This window comes from Streptomyces sp. NPDC033180, assembly GCF_055577645.1.
Window position 1 is genome coordinate 277,838 of the sequence record NZ_JBVIPU010000002.1, and the last position, 14,561, is coordinate 292,398.

General features: G+C 69.9%; 14 protein-coding genes. 3 read left to right on the forward strand and 11 right to left on the reverse strand.

Annotated elements, in window-relative coordinates:
* Positions 1-101 precede the first annotated feature (101 nt).
* Entirely contained in the window at positions 102-1,736 is a 1,635-nt protein-coding gene (locus ACZ5WE_RS07945) for an MFS transporter (protein ID WP_467684687.1), read from the reverse strand.
* A gap of 185 nt (positions 1,737-1,921) precedes the next feature.
* On the opposite strand from ACZ5WE_RS07945, the gene ACZ5WE_RS07950 reads away from it, so the two are divergent.
* Positions 1,922-2,134: a DUF4287 domain-containing protein gene (locus ACZ5WE_RS07950; RefSeq protein WP_467684685.1), complete on the forward strand. Its 213-nt coding sequence runs from the start codon at positions 1,922-1,924 to the stop codon at positions 2,132-2,134.
* Between the two features lie 7 nt (positions 2,135-2,141).
* On the opposite strand, the gene ACZ5WE_RS07955 is transcribed toward ACZ5WE_RS07950, so the two are convergent.
* Positions 2,142-3,686 carry an FAD-dependent oxidoreductase gene (locus tag ACZ5WE_RS07955; RefSeq protein WP_467684683.1) on the reverse strand — a complete coding sequence of 515 codons (1,545 nt, stop codon included), beginning with the start codon at positions 3,684-3,686 and terminating at the stop codon, positions 2,142-2,144.
* Between the two features lie 99 nt (positions 3,687-3,785).
* Positions 3,786-4,700: an AurF N-oxygenase family protein gene (locus tag ACZ5WE_RS07960; protein WP_467684681.1), complete on the reverse strand. Its 915-nt coding sequence runs from the start codon at positions 4,698-4,700 to the stop codon at positions 3,786-3,788.
* A 278-nt stretch (positions 4,701-4,978) separates the two neighbouring features.
* Between ACZ5WE_RS07960 and ACZ5WE_RS07965 the strand changes: the two genes are divergently transcribed.
* Entirely contained in the window at positions 4,979-6,358 is a 1,380-nt protein-coding gene (locus tag ACZ5WE_RS07965) for an alpha-amylase (protein WP_467684679.1), read from the forward strand.
* Between the two features lies 1 nt (position 6,359).
* Here the strand turns inward: ACZ5WE_RS07965 and ACZ5WE_RS07970 are convergent, their stop codons facing one another.
* Together ACZ5WE_RS07970 and ACZ5WE_RS07975 are read right to left on the reverse strand one after the other, a co-directional pair.
* A complete protein-coding gene (locus ACZ5WE_RS07970) occupies positions 6,360-6,788 on the reverse strand; it encodes a nitroreductase/quinone reductase family protein (RefSeq protein WP_467684677.1) in 429 nt (142 codons plus the stop codon).
* 29 nt (positions 6,789-6,817) lie between these two features.
* Entirely contained in the window at positions 6,818-7,369 is a 552-nt protein-coding gene (locus tag ACZ5WE_RS07975) for a TetR/AcrR family transcriptional regulator (RefSeq protein WP_467684675.1), read from the reverse strand.
* 177 nt (positions 7,370-7,546) lie between these two features.
* Between ACZ5WE_RS07975 and ACZ5WE_RS07980 the strand changes: the two genes are divergently transcribed.
* Positions 7,547-8,014, forward strand: a complete 468-nt coding sequence (locus ACZ5WE_RS07980; protein ID WP_467684673.1) for a nuclear transport factor 2 family protein — start codon at positions 7,547-7,549, stop codon at positions 8,012-8,014.
* On the opposite strand, the gene ACZ5WE_RS07985 is transcribed toward ACZ5WE_RS07980, so the two are convergent.
* Genes ACZ5WE_RS07985 through ACZ5WE_RS08010 form a run of 6 tightly spaced genes read right to left on the reverse strand, consistent with a single transcriptional unit; the run spans position 7,995 to position 14,557 of the window.
* The gene (locus tag ACZ5WE_RS07985) at positions 7,995-9,260 is read right to left on the reverse strand and encodes an MFS transporter (RefSeq protein WP_467684671.1); all 1,266 of its coding nucleotides are present in this window, start codon (positions 9,258-9,260) and stop codon (positions 7,995-7,997) included. The genes ACZ5WE_RS07980 and ACZ5WE_RS07985 overlap by 20 nt on opposite strands.
* Positions 9,257-10,483 carry an ATP-grasp domain-containing protein gene (locus ACZ5WE_RS07990; RefSeq protein WP_467684669.1) on the reverse strand — a complete coding sequence of 409 codons (1,227 nt, stop codon included), beginning with the start codon at positions 10,481-10,483 and terminating at the stop codon, positions 9,257-9,259. Before ACZ5WE_RS07990 ends, ACZ5WE_RS07985 begins: the two co-directional genes overlap by 4 nt.
* Complete coding sequence (locus tag ACZ5WE_RS07995) at positions 10,480-11,610, reverse strand: pyridoxal-phosphate dependent enzyme (protein ID WP_467684667.1); 1,131 nt, start codon at positions 11,608-11,610, stop codon at positions 10,480-10,482. The genes ACZ5WE_RS07990 and ACZ5WE_RS07995 overlap by 4 nt, the downstream gene beginning before the upstream one ends.
* On the reverse strand, positions 11,607-12,617 hold the full coding sequence (locus tag ACZ5WE_RS08000) for an ABC transporter substrate-binding protein (RefSeq protein WP_467684665.1): 1,011 nt from the start codon (positions 12,615-12,617) through the stop codon (positions 11,607-11,609). Before ACZ5WE_RS08000 ends, ACZ5WE_RS07995 begins: the two co-directional genes overlap by 4 nt.
* Positions 12,614-13,429 (reverse strand): ABC transporter ATP-binding protein, encoded by an 816-nt coding sequence (locus tag ACZ5WE_RS08005; RefSeq protein WP_467684663.1) that lies wholly within the window; start codon positions 13,427-13,429, stop codon positions 12,614-12,616. Before ACZ5WE_RS08005 ends, ACZ5WE_RS08000 begins: the two co-directional genes overlap by 4 nt.
* Entirely contained in the window at positions 13,430-14,557 is a 1,128-nt protein-coding gene (locus ACZ5WE_RS08010; RefSeq protein ID WP_467684661.1) for a FecCD family ABC transporter permease, read from the reverse strand.
* Positions 14,558-14,561: the final 4 nt, after the last annotated feature.

The following is a 14,561-nucleotide window of genomic DNA, read 5'->3' on the forward strand; positions in this document are numbered from 1 at the left end:
GGCGGGTCATACTACGTCTGCCCGCTGTCAACTCGCCTGCACACCAAGGGAATCAAGCCATCGACGTGCAGGGCGCCGCGCGGGCTTCGACTGTCGCGGCTTCAGCCGGGCGCGGGAGGCCCGTCGCGGGGAGCGGAACCGTCACGCGAAGCCGCCTCATCCGCGCCTGATTCCGGCGCGTCCACGGTCGGCGCGAGCGGCAGGCCGCCTCCGCCCTGGAGGCGCTCCAGGTCGGCGGGCCGTACCTGGATGACCACCAGGGCGATCAGCGCGGCGACGACGGCGAAGACGGCAGCGGCGATGAAGGAACTGGAGATACCCGAGGCGAGGACCTCGTCACCCCAGCGCCCCGGCAGCTCCCCCGTCCTGCGGAACTCCAGCTGCTCGGCCCGGGTCGCCTCCGCCATGAAGCGGGGGACCTGGTCGGTGGCCTCGTTGCGGCTGGCCGTGCCGAAGACGGTGACAAGGACGGACAGGCCCAGTGAACCGCCCACCTGCTGGGTGGCGTTGAGGATGCCGGAAGCCGCTCCGGCGTCCTGCGACTCCACACCCGACACCGCCATCAGGGTCAGCGACACGAACTGCATGCCCATGCCGAAGCCGAAGACCAACACGGGCCCGAGCAGGCTTCCCATGTACGTGCTGTCGACATCGGTCAGCGTCAGCCAGCCGAGTCCCACCGCGGCCAGCACCGCGCCGGCCACCATGAAGGGCTTGGGCCCCCACTTGGGAAGGAGCTGGGACGCGAGTCCGGCGCCCACCGCGATGATCGCGCTCACCGGCAGGAAGGCGAGACCGGCCCGCAGCGGGCTGAAGTTCAGGATGTTCTGCACGAAGAGCGTCAGGAAGAAGAACATCCCGAACATGGCCGCGGCCAGGCACAGCATCATCCCGTAGACACCGGCGCGGTTGCGGTCGCGGAACATCCACAGCGGCGTGATGGGCTGCCTGGATCGCCGCTCGACGGCGAGGAAGAGCCCCAGAAGCACGACGGCCGCCACGAAGGCCGCGATGGTCACGCTGTCGCTCCAGCCGTCCTCGGACGCACGGATGAAGCCGTAGACGAGCAGCACCATGCCCGCCGTGGAGGTGAGCGCGCCGACGATGTCGAAGTGTCCGGGGTGGCGCTCGGACTCACGGATGTAGCGGGGGGTGGCGAGGGCGATGAGGAGGCCGATGGGGATGTTCACGAACAGGACCCAGCGCCAGTCGAGCCATTCCACGAGCAGTCCGCCCGCGAGCAGTCCGATCGCGCTGCCGCCCGCCGAGACGGCCGCGAACACGCCGAACGCCCTGTTCCGCTCGGGACCTTCGCGGAACGTCGTGGTGATCAGCGAGAGAGCGGTGGGCGAGGCGATGGCGCCGCCGACGCCCTGCAGCGAGCGCGCCGCGAGCAACTGCCAGGATTCCTGGGAGAGTCCGCCGAGCAGCGAGGCGAAGACGAAGAGCAGGACGCCGAACATGAAGACCCTGCGGCGTCCGAGGATGTCGCCGAGGCGCCCGCCGAGCAGGAGCAGACCACCGAAGGTCAGCGTGTAGGCGTTGATCACCCAGGAGAGGGTCTCGGTGGAGAAGCCGAGCGAGGTCTGCATGTGCGGAAGAGCGATGTTCACGATGGTGATGTCGAGGACCACCATCAGCTGGCACGAGGCGATGACGAGGAGTGCGATACCGCTGCCGCTGCCCCGCTTCGGGGAGGCGGCAGGCTTCGAGGGTGTCGTCCGAGAGCCCGTCATGGAATTGCTCGCGTGTCAAGCAGGCAGTGAACGGAGGCGTTCACTCCCTCAGGCTAAGCCCGGCCACCCGGGCCCGCCATTCGTTCGCCCCGTGTGACCCACGACACCCCGGCCGCCCGATGAATTGATCGCGCCCCACCCGTCTTACTGGCAACACCGCTGCGAAAGAACGGGACGGCCTCATCATGACCGAAGCCACCAAGGGACCTGCCGGCTACTTCCCTTCGATCGAGAAGACGTACGGGCGCCCGATCGCGGAGTGGAAAGACCTCATCCGTTCCTCGCCGCTGACCAAGCACATGGAGCTCGTCGGCTGGCTCAAGGCCGAACACGGTCTTGGCCACGGCCACGCGAACGCCCTGGTCGCGCACACCCTAGCCGAGGCCCGTGCCGTGTGAGCCGCCGCTAGCGGCTCAGCGCGGCGCTCCCCTTCCCGCACCGGCGCCGGGCGAGCCGGTGGAAGGCCTTCGGCGCGCTCCGCGGCGGGGGCAGGGCGCCGGCGACCGCGTCGGCCAGGAGCGTGGTGACGGTCTCGGCGGCGCAGGTGCGGTTGGCGCCGATGCCGCCGCTGGGGCCCCGCTTGATCCAGCCCACGACGTAGGTGCCGGGCTGTCCCGTCACTCGGCCGCCCTCGTGCGGCACGGTGCCGGTGGCCTCGTCGAAGGGCAGTCCGGCGACCGGCAGCCCGCGGTAGCCGATCGCGCGCAGTACCAGGCCCGTCCGTATCGTCCGCTCCCCCGACGCCTCCGCGACGCGCACGCCTCGGACGGCATCTTCGCCGAGCATTTCCACCGGGGTCGAGTGGAAGCGGAGCACGATGCGCCGACCGGGAGCGGGCGCCCGCGACCAGTCGATGCCCTTGCGGGTGACACCGCGCAGGAGTGCCGCCCTGCCCTTCGGGTCGGTCGCCGGGCCGGCCTCGTCGATGGCGGGCGCGGTCCGGGGGTCATGGTCGTCGACGACGAGGTCCAGGCCCGGAACGTGCTGGAGGGCGAGCAGTTCGGAGTTGGTGTACGCGGCGTCCTCGGGACCGCGCCGCCCGAGCAGGACCACCTCGCGCACCTTGCCCGCACGCAGCGCCGTAAGGGCGTGGTCGGCGATGTCGGTGCGGGCGAGGCTGTCGGGGTCGGCGAGCAGGATGCGGGCGACGTCGAGGGCGACGTTGCCGTTGCCGACGACGACCACGCGCTCGGCGGACAGGTCGATCGAGTCCGGCGCCGCGTCCGGGTGGCCGTTGTACCAGGCGACGAAGGCCCTCGCTGAGATGCTGCCGGGCAGGTCCTCGCCCGGCACGGCCAGCGTGCGGTCGGCCGATGCGCCCACGGCGTAGATGACCGCGTCATGATGCGCGGCCAGCTCCTGGGTGGTGACGTCGACGCCCACGTCGAGCCCGAGATGCATCCGCACCCTCGGATGCGTGTGGAACCGCGCGAACGTGTCGCCGACCTTCTTGGTCGCCGGGTGGTCCGGCGCCACGCCGAAGCGTACGAGGCCGCCGGTCACCGGAAGCCGGTCGATCAGCGTCACTTCGGCGCTGGTGTGCAGGAGCAGATCCTGGACCGCGTACATCCCCGCCGGTCCCGTGCCGACGACGGCGACCTTGAGCGGCGCGAAGTCCGACGGCAGGACGCGCGGGAAGGACGGCTCGTCCCAGGCGTGGAAGTTCGGTCCTTCCGGGGCCGGTTCGGGCTCCCGGTCGGCGTAGTACGCCGCGTTGATCGTCGCGTACTCCCGCTGGGCGGCGGGCAGGCCGTCCACCGGGAAGATGGCTTCGACCGGGCAGACGTCGGCGCAGGCGCCGCAGCCTATGCAGGTGGCCGGGTCGATGTGCAGCATCTCCGTGCTGCCGAACGCCCTTTCCTGCGGTGTCGGATGGATGCAGTTGACCGGGCACACGGCGACGCAGGTGGCGTCGTTGCAGCAGGTCTGGGTGATGGCGTAGGAGGTCATGAGTGTCGGCTCGACTCGCTCGGGTCAGGGAAGACCGGCTCGGATCAGGTGGGCTCAGATGAGGCCGGCTCAGATGAAGTTGGCGCAGAGGGAGTTGACTCAGATGAGGTTGGCGCGCTTGTAGAAGGCCAGGGCCGGCCTGGTGAGCAGTCGGGAGGAGGCCAGGAACTCCATCAGGCCCGAACAGCTGGACCGCATCATGGACTTGTGGTGCTCGTTGGCCTTCGCCTCGGCGAGCGCGCGCTTCTCGTCGAGCCCTGCGTTCGCGTACACCTTGGGGTTCACCATGCTGGTGACGATGTAGTACGACGCGATGGCGACGACGAACGCGTTGATCTGGCGGCGCAGTCGGCCCGCCCCGGCAAGGCACTTGGTCGTCTGGTCGCGGGCGAACTTCATGTGCCGTGATTCCTCGACGACATGGATGTTGTTGATCGTGCGGACGAAGGGCACGACGCGCTCGTCCCGCATCCAGTCGCGCTGCATGACGTCGAGCACTTCTTCCGCGACGAGGATCGCGGCGTACGCCGCCTCACCGAAGGCCACCGTCTTGAACGCCCGGCCGAGCTCCATCACGAAGCGGTTGGGGCGGTAGGCGGGCGCCCCCAGCTTCTGGGCGCCGCGGGCGAACATGATCGAGTGCCGGCACTCCTCGGCGATCTCGGTGAGCGCCCACTGCACCTCGTCGCTCGCAGGGTTCTTCGCGTACACGTCGCGCAGCACCATTTGCTGGAGGATCATCTCGAACCAGATGCCGGTGCTGGCCACCGACGCGGCTTCCTGCCGCGTGAGTTCCTTGCGCTGGGCCTCGGTGAGCTCCTGCCAGTAAGAGGTGCCGTACAGGGAGCTCCACTCCGGGCTCGCGCCGTGGAAGTCCCGGTCGAGCGGTGTCTCCCAGTCCACTTCGGTGGCGGGGTCGTAGGCCAACACGGCGGCCGAGTCGAGCAGTCGCCGGGCCACGTCGTCCTCTTCGGGGCGGTCCTGGGCTATCGGCCGAACAGTGCTGCTTGCCATGCTGCGGCTCCTTGACTCTGATGCGTACGTTCTCTTGTTCGCTCAGGCAACGGACCGGGGCGCCGTCCCGCAACGCTCCGCGGCCCGCTTGTTAGACAGACCGTATAACAAGGAAAGCGGCGAGCCTACCCCTGAGTAAGAAGTGAGTTGGCGCAAGTTCTTGCAGCAACAACCCCGCACCAGGCAGCGATAGTTGAAATATCTTGCAGAATGCATTGACGCGTACATGCGTGGACGGCAGGCTCCCCCTCGGAATCCCCCCACGAAGGAGCCGCACCATGCAGCACCGTTCCCGCCTGCTCGCCACCACGTCGGCCGGGGTCCTGGCCGCGGCCGGTCTCGCGACGTTCGCGCCCTCGCAGTCGCAGGCGACGCCGCCCGGTGAGAAGACCGTCACCGCCACCATGTTCGAGCGGCAGTTCGTGGAGGTGGGCAAGGCCTGCACTGAGCAGCTCGGCCCGGCGGGCTACGGCTACGTCCAGGTGTCGCCCGCCTCCGAGCACATCCAGGGCGGCCAGTGGTGGACCTCGTACCAGCCCGTCAGTTACCAGATCGCCGGCCGTCTCGGCGACCGCGCCGCTTTCAGGAGCATGGTCGACGCCTGCCACCAGGCGGGCGTCAAGGTCATCGCGGACGCCGTCATCAACCACACGGCGGCAGGATCGGGTACGGGCACCGGTGGCACGGCGTACGGCAAGTACGAGTATCCCGGCTACTTCCGGGACGCCGACTTCCACACCTGCCGCACGAGCATCAACGACTACACCAGCCGCGACAACGTCCAGAACTGCGAACTGGTGGGCCTGGCCGACCTCGACACCGGCAGCGACGCGGTGCGCGGCACCATCGCCGCCTACCTCGACGACCTGCGGTCCCTGGGCGTCGACGGCTTCCGTATAGATGCCGCCAAGCACATGTCCGCCGACGACGTCGCCGCCATCAAGGGCAAGATGAGCGACCCCGGGTTCTGGGTGTCGGAGGTGATTCACGGAGGCGGCGAGGCCGTACAGCCCGACGAGTACACCGGGATCGGGGACGTCGACGAGTTCCGTTACGGCGGGCACCTCAAGAGTGCCTTCCAGGGCGGGAACATCGCACAGCTGAAGTCGGTCGCGGACGGCAAACTGGGCAGCGGTTCGGCCCGTACGTTCGTCGACAACTGGGACACCGAACGAAACGGCTCGACGCTCACCTACAAGGACGGCGCGACCTACGCCCTGGCCAACGTCTTCATGCTCGCGTCCCCCTACGGCTCACCGAACGTGTACTCCGGCTACGAGTGGTCCGACAAGGACGCTGGCCCGCCGAACGGCGCGGACGGCTGGACGAACACGCACACCCAGCGGGCGGTCACCGGCCTGGTCGGCTTCCGCAACGAGGTGGGCGCCGCCGAGCTGACCGACTGGTGGGACAACGGCGGCAGCGCCCTGGCCTTCGGCCGCGGCGACAAGGGCTTCGTGGCCCTCAACAACGGCGACGGCGAGCTGACCCGGACGTTCGCGACGTCCCTGCCCGGCGGCACGTACTGCAATGTCGCCAAGGCATCCCCGGACAGCTGTGACGGCAACACCGTCACCGTCGGGGACGACGGAAAGATCGAGACCCCCCTGCCCGCCCACAGCGCCCTGGCACTGCACACCGGCGCGAAGGCCGGCTGACTCAGACCAGCCGGAACACCGGATGACGTACCGACTCGGCGGCGAACTCCGCGTCCGTCGAGTCGCCCGTCACGTCGAAGTAGGGGCGGGTGACGGGCACTTCGCGCCAGTACTGGCGAAGGACGGGGACGCTCTCCTCGGGACCGAGCTCGACCACGCGCACTGTCTGCGACTTGCCACCCCTCATGAGGTCGATCTGCCCGGCCGCCCGGGCGTTGCGCACCCAGTTGCTCACCCCGTAGGCGCCGACGACCCAGCGCTCGCCCCCGGCCGACATCACATCGACGGGTGTGGAGAACAGGCGGCCCGACTTCCTGCCGCGCACGGTCAGGATGTACCGGTAGCCCTTACCGATCCCGAACCGGGTCATCGTCCGGAACACGCCGTTGATCAGACGCGTGCCGAAACCGACGCGATACGTCTTGGCCATCAGCCTTCTTCCTGTTCTGCGACCGGCGATTACCGCGCGGCCAGCAACTGAGCCGCGCCCTGGCGGGCTTGGCGTGCCGGTTCGGGTGAGCCCGATATGGCGGCCGCGGTCATGGCCCCCTCCGCGAGCAGGACCAACGGGCCGACAGTCTGCCCCGATTCGCCCGCGTCGGCCACTAGTTCCGCCATGTAGTCGCGGAAGGCGCCCTTGTGCGCACGGACGGTGTCGGCCACCGCCGGGTCGACGGCCCCGAGCTCACCGAAGGAATTGATGAAGGCGCAGCCGCGGAAGTCCGGTTCGGTGAACCACTCGTAGAGCCAGTCGTAGACAGCGAGGACACGTTCCGTCCCGCCCTGCACGCTCTGCGCGTACTCGGCCAGCCGGGTCCGCCAGCGGAGATCGCGACGCTCCAGGCAGGCGATGACCAGCTCCGATTTCGAGGGGTAGACCTGATAGAGCCGCTTGAGCGAGACGCCCGATGCCGCGCGCACCTGGTCCATGCCCACGGCCTGGATGCCGCGTTCGTAGAAGAGCTCCTCGGCGGCATCAAGAAGCCTGACTTGCGCTTCGGTGCGGTCCATGCGATCTCCACGGTTGGGGCCGAAACGGCGAGAACGGGCGTTCTCTGACAGTACTACGGTCCTGAGCGCGCCCGCGCCGTTGCGCGAGAACGCACGTTCTCCTATCGTGAGCCCTTCCGCGGGAGAACGGCCGTTCTCGCGGTGGTGGCATTGCCGTTGCGACCTAGGGAGAGAGCCATGACCGCACGACCCCCCGTTCCGCCCTTCACTCCGGAGACCGCGGCCGCGAAGGTCCGCCTCGCGGAGGACGGCTGGAACTCCCGCGATCCCGAGAAGGTGGCCCTCGCCTACAGCAGGGACTCGCGTTGGCGAAACCGCGCGGAGTTCGTCACAGGGCGCGACGCCATCGTCGCCTTCCTCTCGCGCAAGTGGGACCGGGAGCTCGACTACCGCCTCATCAAGGAACTCTGGGCGCATGACGGCAACCGCATCGCGGTGCGCTTCGCCTACGAATGGCACGACGACTCCGGCCACTGGTACCGCTCGTACGGCAACGAGAACTGGGAGTTCGGCGACAACGGCCTGATGCGTGTCCGGCACGCGTGCATCAACGACCTGCCCATCCAGGCGTCCGACCGCAAGTACCACTGGCCGCTCGGTCGCCGCCCCGACGACCACCCCGGCCTCAGCGACCTGGGTCTGTGACCGCCGCCCCGCGGGACCAGCGCCTCAGGAGCAGCGGCAGCAGCGCGCACTGCGCGGCGACCGCGATCCAGAACAGGCCCGCGCCGTCCGCGCGTTCGGCCAGCCGGTAGCCCTCGCCCCCGGCGACTCCGCTGGCGAAGGCGCCGATTCCGGCAGCGAGCCGCTGGTGGCCGAACACGACCGCCGGGGCGCGGGACGACCGGGCGAGGGCTTCGAGGTCGTTCTTGAAGAAGAGGACGATCTCACCGAGGCAGATGAACAACGCTCCGGCCAGGATCGCGACAGGGTTGCCGACGGCGAGCGTGGCCATCCCCGCGCTCATCGCGCCGAAGCCGAACCACAGGGCGCGGGCGTAGGGCAGGCGCGCGATCCAGTCCGAGAGGAGGGGCTGCGCGACGACGAGCACAAGGGCGTAGAGGGCGAGGACGAGGCCGTAGTACGTCGTCGAGGTGCGGGGCACCGCGTACAGCGCGAGGTAGTGCTGGAAGAACATGAAGACGTACAGGCTCAGCACGGTGGTCGCGAAGGGCAGCAGTGCGAGACCGGAGAACACCCTTTCCCTGTGGTCCCTCTGGGCCGATCGGCCTTGCCCGGCCCTCTTGGTCCGCGCGTGGCCGGGGTTCTCCGCGGGCAGCAGGGCATGGCCCGCGGTGATCGCAGCGAACAGCGCGGTCACCGCGGTGAAGAGGCCTGCCGAAGCGCTGAGGACGAAGGGCGCCGCCGCCAGCGGCCCCAGGGCGATGCCCGCGTTCAGGGCCGAGCCGTTGGCGGACAGCAGCAGGGGACGCTGCCCCTCATCGGCTTCGTGTATCAAGTAGGCCTTGTTCGCGGGCAGATAGAGAGCGGCACCCACGGACACCAGGAAGAGGGCGAGGACGGCGGCTGCCGGATCGCTGAGGCCGGGCAGGAAGCCGGCGAAGCCCGCGGTGCGGATCACCAGGGCCAGCAGCATCGTGCGGCGCAGGCCGATGCGCTCGGCGATCGCGCCACCCACCACCCCGCCCGAGAACTGCACGAGCGAGGCCACGGCCAGCACGACGCCGACCGTGCCGAGCCCCATGCCGAGCCGTTCGTGGAGCAGCACCGACATGAAGGGCAGGACGGCGAAGCTGCCCAGCGGGATCAGGAACGATCCGGCAAGGAGGAAGCGTTGCGGCCCGGTGAACCGCGCGAGGCCGGATCGCAGGCGCCCGCGCGGCTTCCCACCAGTCCGCAGGCGCCCGCGCCGCTTCCCCAGGAGGGTCACTGCGGGGCGTCGGAGGCGACGAGCGGCCGTATGCTTCCGGCCGCGCTGAGCGCACGGTGCAGGGCGAGTTCGGCGGTCGCGCCCTCGGCCAGCACGATGCCGGTGCAGCCGCGCTGGTCACCTACGTGTTCCAGGCGGTCACCGGGGGCCGCGGTCGGGTACCACTCGGGCGAACCGGGAAAGGCGGTCAGGCCGTCCACGCCGGTCCATCCGGTGAGGGTGCCGGTCCTGTCGGGGTAGACCAGGACGAACCCCGTGGCGGGGCCCGTGGCCGTCGGTGCGTCGAGCAGGGCGGGGCGCAGGCCGAGCGCCACGGCGACCATCGCGTCGTACACGTTGGTGCGCAGGGCGCGGCACAGTGCCTCGCCGACGAGCGCGCCGCCGATGCGCCGGTTGATCTCGACGAGCTCCGGGCCGTCGGCGGTGAGGACGAACTCGACGTGTGCGAAACCCGCGTCGTGGCCCGCCGTCGCAAGGACGCGCCCCACCCAGTCCTGGATCAGGGCGAACTCGGGTTCCGGCAGGGCCACGGGGAAGGCCGCGGCCTCCTCGCGGACGGACGGCTCGGGAGACATCTGGCGGCTGAGGACGCCCAGGAGCCTCGTCTCGCCCGCCCAGCTGAGCGTCTCCGCGCTGTAGACGGGCCCGGCGAAGAAGGACTCCGCGAACAGCCTCCCGGAGAAGGAGCGTTGGGAGGCTTCGCGGAGAGCGGCGTGCAGCTGCCGCTCGTCGCGGACCAGCCAGACGTTGCGGGACGAGGTGCCCGCAGAGTCCTTGAGGACCACCGGCAGGCCGATCTGCCGGAGCACCTCGTCGGCCGCCGCGAGCTCGGCCGGGATGGTCAGGGCGGGGCCGCGGCTCAGGTTCTGTTCGTGGAGGAGGTTGCGCACCCGGTACTTGTCCCGCAGGAGCCGGACCGCGCTCGGATCGGGGCCCGGCAGGCCGAGTTCGGCGGCGAGGTCCGCGCCCGGCACGCTCCAGGTGTCGGTCGAGTTGATGAGCCCCTTCAGGTCGGGCACGGCTGCCAGGGCCTCGGCGGAGGCGGACGCGACGCGGGTGTCGACGTCGACGATGTCGAGTGCGCCCGCTTCGATGCGGTCCAGTTCGTGTCGGTAGACGGCTCGGTTGCCCGTGAGCAGGCAGAGCCGGTGCCCGGCGGCGTCGGCCGCCTCCACAAGGCGTCCGAGACCGAAGGTGAGTGCTTCCAGAGCGGCGATCGTCACGATGCCTTCCCCTCCTTCTCGTGCTGATCATGCTGATCATGCTGATCGTGCTTCTGGTGCTTCTGGTGCTGGTGCTTCTGGTGCTTCGTGCGTACGTCGTAGCTGCGCCGGTTCCACTCCATCGCCGACCACGGCAGCGCGAGATCGGCCAAGTCCGTTATCTGGTGCGGCTTGAGGGTGCGCGGGTCGAGCGCCTCCTGGTGACGGGCGAAGACGCGCTCGGTGTAGCGGTGCCCCGTGTCGGCGCCGATCACCAGGTGCATCCGGTCCGGGTTGCGTGCCGCCTCCCAGGCCGTGACGAGGTGGGCCGCCCCGGTGGACAGGCCGGCGAACACCGCGTGGGCGCGCAGCAGATCGACGGCTCCCGCCATGGCATGCCGGAAGTCGACCCAGTGGAGGGTGTCGTACAGGTCGTGGCGGACGTTGTCGAAGGGGATCGAGCTGCCGATCCCGGCGATGATCGCCTCGGGATCACTGAAATCCTCACTGCCGAACGTGACACTGCCGAAGGGCTGCAGCCCCAACAGCCTTACCTCACGGCCGCGTTGCCGCAGCGGCTGGACGAGCCCGCCGGTGGAGGCGCCGGTACCGACGGCGCCGACCACGGTCAGCGGGGCGTCCGGCAGCGCGGCGTCGACCAGGTCCGCGAACTCCTCGTAGCCCGCATAGTGGACGCCGTCGTGGTACTGGCGCATCCAGTGCAGGTCGGTGCGCGCGGCGAGCAGTTGCCGCACACGGCGCACCCGCCGCTCCTGGTCGAGCCGCAGACTGTCCGATGGCGGCATCTGGTCCACCGTGGCGCCGAGGATCTCCAACTGGGCGCGCATCGCGGCGTCGACGGTGGTGGAGGCCACGATGTGGCAGCCGAGCCCGTAGCGGTGGCAGGCCATGGCGAGGGCGAGCGCGTAGATGCCGCTGGAGCTGTCGACGAGGGTCTGGCCGGGCCGCACGGTGCCGCGTTCGAGGAGGGTACGGACGGCGCCGAGCGCCGCGTACACCTTCATCGTCTCGAAGCGCGCGAGGACGACGTTGTCACAGAGCCGCAGCAGGTCGGGGGCTTTCATCGCGTCGGTGATGTGCCCGTGCACGGTGGCCGCGGGTGCTGCTGCCGTGCGCAAGGGCGTCATCGGCCCACCGACCGGAGGTAACCGCCCAGGCGCTCCGCGCCCTTGACGTTGCGCGGGCCGCTGACGGCGTCACCGTAGGACATGACGAAGAAGCGGCTCTCCTTCACGGCCGGGACCGACTTCAGGCTGTCGAGCGACTTCAGGTAGGCGATCTTCTCCTTGGCCGGCTGGTCGGCGTAGTCGATGATGACGATGACCTCGGGCTTCGACTTGATCACCGGTTCCCAGCCGACCGTCGTCCAGCCCTTGTCGAGGCCGTCGAAGACGTTCGTGCCGCCCGCCGCCTTGATGATGTCGTTCGGTGCGGCATGGCGCCCGGCGGTGAAGGGCTGGTCGGTGCCCGAGTCGTAGACGAAGACCTTGGCCGGGTCGCCCTTCTCGGGCCACGTCTTCTTCAGGGCGGTGACGCGCCCCTTGAGGTTGTTGACCACCTTCTCGGCTCGCTTCTCCACGCCGAAGATCCGGCCCAGGTTGTCCAGGTCCGTGTAGAGCGCCTCCAGAGGGGTGACGTCGACGCTCTTGTCGCCGTAGTCCCAGCACGTCTCGGTGTGCAGATAGCTGGCGGACCCGACCTTCTCCAAGAGGGCGGGCGTGATGCCCCGCTCCTCGCTGAAGCCGGAGTTCCAGCCGGCGAAGACGAAGTCGGCCTTGGCGTCGGCCACGATCTCGCGGGTGATGCGCTCGGTGCCCAGGCGCTCCACGTCGGCGTAGTCGTCGCGCCAGGGCGACCCCTTGATGGAGGGGTCGCCGAGCTTGTTCATGACGTAGCCGCGCATCCGGTCGGCGAGGCCGAGGGAGAACATCTTCTCGGCGCCGCTGACGTCGTAGGCCACCGGACGCTTCGGGCGGGTGTAGGTGACGTCCTTGCCGCAGTTGGAGACGGTGACCGTCTCCGTCTTGTTCTTCGCCATCGGCTCGACCTCGGCGCCGCAGCCCGTGGTCAGGAGTCCTGTCGTCAGCAGCGCGGCGGCCGCCAGGGCTGCACGGGGCAGCGGTGGTCGGATCATGAGCGGAATCCTTCTGATCGGGCGGCGGCGGGTGCCGGGGTGCCGGTGGGGGCGAGTTCGTAGACGAGTTGGGGCGTCCCGGTGCGGGGGTGGTGCACGACGGTGGCGTCGACGCCGAACACCTTGCGGATCAGCTCGGGGTTCAGGACGTCCGCCGGCGTGCCCGTGGCGACCAGGGAGCCGGAGCTCAGGACGGCGATGCTGTCGCAGGCGGCGGCCGCCAGATTGAGGTCGTGCAGGGCCGTGAGCACGGTGAGGCCCGATCCGCGCAGGAAGGAGAGGAGCTCCACCTGGTGGCGGATGTCCAGGTGGTTGGTGGGCTCGTCGAGCACCAGGACACGGGGTTCCTGGACGAGGGCGCGCGCCACGAGCACGCGCTGCCGTTCTCCGCCGGAGAGGGTGAGCACGCTGCGGTCGGCGAGATGGGTGATGTCCAGGCGGTCCATCGCCTCCCCGCACAGGGCGCGTTCGCGTGCGGTGAGGGGCTGGTTGCCGCGTGCGTGCGGGGCGCGGCCGAGGGCCACGACCTCCCCGACCGTGAAGTCGAGTTCGGTGTGGCTCTCCTGGGTGAGCGCGGCGATCGACCGGGCGCTGTCACGCAGCTTGAGTGTCGTCAGGTCGGATCCGTCCAGGAGCACGGCTCCGGACGTCGGCTTCAGCGCCCGGTAGACGCAGCGCAGCGCGGTGGACTTGCCGCTGCCGTTCGGTCCGACGAGCCCGACGATCCGCCCCGCCTCCACCTCGATGTTCAACCGGTCGACCAGGGCACGTCCCGCCGCCTCGACCGAGAGCTCCCGCAGTACGAGGGTCATTTACCGCCCTCCGAACAGGTAGCCGCGGCGGCGCATCAGCACGATGAACACCGGCACGCCGATGAGCGCGGTGATGACGCCGAGCGGCAGTTCTTCGGGGGCGAAGGCGGTACGGGCGACGAGGTCGACCCAGACCAGGAAGCAGGCCCCGGCGAGTGGGGCGACGGCGAGGACGCGGCGGTGCGTCGAGCCGACGAGGATGCGTACGACATGCGGCAGGACGAGCCCGACGAAGCCGATCGCGCCGCTGACCGCGACGATCAGGCCGGTGACCGCCGCCGTGAGGAGGAAGAGACGGCGCCGCAGCGCCTCCGCGTCGACGCCCAGGCTGGCCGCCGTCTCGTCGCCCAGTGACAGGACGTCGAGCGACCGGCTCTGGCGCAGCAGCACCACGATCGTCATCAGGACGGCACCGGCCGCGAGCGGCAGCGACTCCCAGGACGCCGAGCCGAGGCTGCCGAGCAGCCAGAACAGCACGGTGCGCGCGGCCTGGCCGTTCGGGGACAGGAACACGAGCACGCTCATCAGCGCCTGGAACCCGTAGGCCAGCGCGACGCCGGTGAGGACCAGTCGCAACGGTGTCAGGCCAAGTGGCCCGCGCGCGGCCAGGTACACGAGGACGGTGGCGCCGAGCGCCCCGAGGAACGCGGCGGCGGACAGGGCGTAGACGCCGAGCCCGGCGAAGACTCCGAACACCACGACCGCGGTGGCCCCGACGGAGGCACCGGATGAGATGCCGAGGACGAACGGGTCCGCGAGGGCGTTGCGCACCAGCGCCTGGATGGCGACGCCGACGACCGAGAGCCCCGCCCCGACCACGGCGGCGAGCAGCACCCGCGGGGTGCGCACGTGCCAGACGATGGAGTAGCCGCTCACGTCATCGGCCGCGATGCTGCCGCCGGTGAGGGCGGCGGTCAGGAACCGCACCACGTCCCCGAGCGGTACGACGGTCGGGCCGAGGGCGATCCCGGCCAGGACGGAGACGACCAGCGTCGCGGAGAGCACCACCAGCGTGGTCACGAGCCGTCCGCGGCCTGCCTTGCCCGCCGTCGGCTCGTGCGGGGCTGCCTCTGGGGAGGCGACCCCGGGCGATGCCTCTGTCGGGGCATCGGATGTGGCCTCGGTCATGAAG